The sequence below is a fragment of the Phenylobacterium sp. genome (genome assembly GCF_035475775.1).
Taxonomy (GTDB): domain Bacteria; phylum Pseudomonadota; class Alphaproteobacteria; order Caulobacterales; family Caulobacteraceae; genus Phenylobacterium.
This window is the reverse complement of record NZ_DATIMC010000139.1, coordinates 1-2,379: the sequence shown is the minus strand read 5'-3', so window position 1 is coordinate 2,379 and position 2,379 is coordinate 1. Positions and strand designations below refer to the sequence as shown.

At 71.3% G+C, this 2,379-nt stretch carries 2 protein-coding genes; both read left to right on the top strand.

Going from position 1 to position 2,379, the window contains the following annotated elements; translation table 11 throughout:
• A partial coding sequence (locus tag VLI41_RS16120; RefSeq protein ID WP_325269111.1) for a M20/M25/M40 family metallo-hydrolase occupies positions 1 to 951 on the top strand: 951 nt, incomplete at its 5' end.
• Positions 952 to 1,065: 114 nt separating this feature from the next.
• Positions 1,066 to 2,379, top strand: coding sequence for a sulfatase (locus VLI41_RS16115; RefSeq protein ID WP_325269110.1), 1,314 nt, complete (start codon positions 1,066 to 1,068; stop codon positions 2,377 to 2,379).

Genomic DNA, 2,379 nt, shown 5'->3' with positions numbered 1-2,379 from the left:
ACCGGCAAGGGCCGCATCCTGATGATCGGCCACATGGACACCGTCTTCGGCCCCGGGACCGTCGCCAGACGGCCGTACCGGACGGATGCCGAGAAAGCCTATGGCCCGGGCGTGGACGACGAGAAGGGCGGCGTGGTCGAGGGGCTCTACGCCCTCACCCTGATGCACGACGCGGGCTTCAGGGATTTCAAGCAGATCACCTTCCTGATCGAGACCTCCGAGGAGCGCGGCTCGCCGGGGACCCGCAAGCTGATCGGCCGCCTGCTGGCCGAGGCCGACGCCGAGCTCAACCTCGAGCCCGGCGACCCGCCCGACATGCTCACCGTCTGGCGCAAGGGCTCGAGCACCTTCCACATCGACGTGAAGGGCCGCGCCGCCCACGCCGGCGTCGATCCGCAGGACGGCCGCAACGCCGCGCTCGAGCTGATCCACCAGATCCAGGCCGACGAGGTGTTCCCGAAATCCGGCGACGGGCTCACCGCCAACCTGACGATCATGAGCGCCGGGACGCGCAACAACATCATCCCCGAGGACGCCCACGCCCAGATCAATGTCCGGGTCCGCGAGCGCCGGCAGGTGGACGAGGTGCAGGCCGTGCTGGAGAAGAACGCGAAGACCACGCGGATCCCCGACACCGAGGTCGCGATCAGCCGCGAGCCGGCCTACCCGCCCCTGCCCTCCAATCCGGCCACCGACGCGCTCGCCGCCCGCGCCCGGGCGATCTACGCCGGCCTCGGGCTCGAGCTTGCGACGGGCGGCAACGGCGGCGCCTCGGAATCGGCGCTGGCGGCCGACGCCGGCGTCCCGGCGCTGGACGGCCTGGGCCCGGTCGGCGGCGGCTTCCACTCCGACAAGGAATACCTCGAGCTGAAGTCCGTGACGCCCAGGCTCTACATGCTGACGAAGCTGATCGAGGACCTCGGCCGCAATCCGCCCCCGCGCATGAAGTGAGCCGCCGCGGGCGGGCTCGTCCCCGCGCAAGCGCGCCTCGCCGCCGAGACGTGATCGGCTTTACAGGGCCGCGGCCGCGCGCCGTTATGGGCGGGACAACCTGCAGGGGGGCAGATGAGCCAGCAACGTGGGGCCGCAGGCGCCCGGCCGCCGAACTTCGTCGTCGTGCTCTGCGACGACCTGGGCTGGGGCGATATCGGCGTCTGTGGCGGCCGCATTCCCACGCCCACCATCGACCGCATGGCCGCCGAGGGCGTGCTGCTCACCGACTATTACGCGCCGGCCAACATCTGCTCGCCCTCGCGCGCGGGCCTGCTCACCGGGCGTTATCCGGTGCGCACCGGCCTGGGCTTCGAGGTGATCATGCAGCAGGACGACCGCGGCCTGCCGCTCAGCGAGCCCACCATCGCCAAGGCGCTCAAGCCCGCCTACGCCAGCGCCCTGTTCGGCAAGTGGCACCTCGGCCACCGCGGCGAGGCCTGGCCGCCCACCCGCCACGGCTTCGATACGTTCTTCGGCATCCCCTACAGCCACGACATGAAGCCGCTCGCCTACTTCGAGGCCCACGCCGGCTCCGATGACGTTGTCGAGAGCGCGGTCGACCTGCCACAGCTTCAGCAGCGCTTCTACGCGCACGCCGAGCGGTTCATCGAGGTCAACCGCGAGCGGCCGTTCTTCGTCGAGCTCGCGCTCTCGTCGCCGCACCTGCCGCCCTACCCGCACCCGGACTTCGACGCCCGCGGCTTCGCCGGGCCCTACGGCGCGGTGGTCGAGGAGATCGACTCCATCATGGCGCGGCTGCTGGCGAAGCTCGCCGAGCTCGGCCTGGCCGAGGACACCATCGTCGTCTTCACCTCCGACAACGGGCCCTGGTTCGAAGGCTCGCCGGGCTGGCTGCGCGAACGCAAGGGCGGGGGCGCCTATGACGGCGGCTATCGGGTGCCCTGCATCGTCTGGGGGCCGGGGCGCATCCCGGCGGGGCGGCGCCACGACGCCATCTGCATGGGCATCGATGTGCTGCCCACCCTCCTGGCGCTCTCGGGCCTGCCGGCGCCGGCCGGCGTCGCCCTCGATGGACGCGACCTGACCGAGGTCATCATGCGGGGCGCCCCCTCGCCGCACGAGCACCTGGTGCTGTTCGACAACGAGGATCCGATCGGCATCCGCACCCAGCGCTGGAAGTACATCGCCTCGGCCTATTACCGCGGCGCCCGGCTGCCCACGGCGCTCCTGGGCTACGAGCAGCTCTACGATCTCGCGGCCGACCCGTCCGAGAACTACAGCGTGGCCAGCGTCCATCCGCAGGTCGCCGCCGACCTGCGCGACCGTCTCGCCGCCGCCAAGGCCGAGTTCGCGCCCTATCGGCTCAAGGAGGTCCCGCCCTACTTCAAGGCCATGCGCGCCCGGCTCCGGCAGCTGCAGGACTGA